This window comes from Aminobacter sp. P4_D5, from assembly GCF_056401815.1.
Genome location: NZ_JBFUIP010001381.1, coordinates 1 through 521 on the forward strand (window position 1 = coordinate 1; position 521 = coordinate 521).

Genomic DNA, 521 nt, shown 5'->3' on the forward strand with positions numbered 1-521 from the left:
CCAACGAAGCCGGGGCGGCTCGCCGCGAATCCGATTTGCGGTCAGGATGCCGCATGTCCCGGATTTTCCTCACGATCCTCCTCCTCGCCGCGGCCCCACTGGCTGCTCCCGTGGGGGCCGCCGAGATCAAGCTCGCGACCTGGAACATCGCCTGGCTGACCCTCCGCCCCGCCGGCGACCGCGCCCTGCCGCGCGACCTCACGCCGCGGCAGGGCGCCGACTTCACCCGCCTCGCCGACTACGCCCGCCGACTCGATGCCGACATCCTGGCGCTGCAGGAGGTGGACGGGCCGGAGGCAGCCGCCCGCGTCCTCGATATCAGCAACTACAACTTCTTCTTCCCCGACGAGCGCGACATCCAGCGCACAGGCTTCGCCGTGCGGCGCAGCCTCCGCGCCATCCGCAACGCCGACCTGGAGGAGCTGGACACCATCCCGGACGAGCGCTTCTCGCTGCGCCGGGGCACCGACATCACGGTGGAGGTGGAGGGCCGGATGCTCCGGCTGCTCTCCATCCACCTC

Annotated in this window: 1 protein-coding gene; it reads left to right on the forward strand. The window is 71.0% G+C overall.

What is annotated here, in order from left to right; all coding sequences use genetic code 11:
- Nucleotides 1-53: 53 nt before the first annotated feature.
- Nucleotides 54-521: endonuclease/exonuclease/phosphatase family protein (locus tag AC1DWF_RS38535; protein WP_476843662.1), on the forward strand; the 468-nt coding region annotated here is incomplete at its 3' end.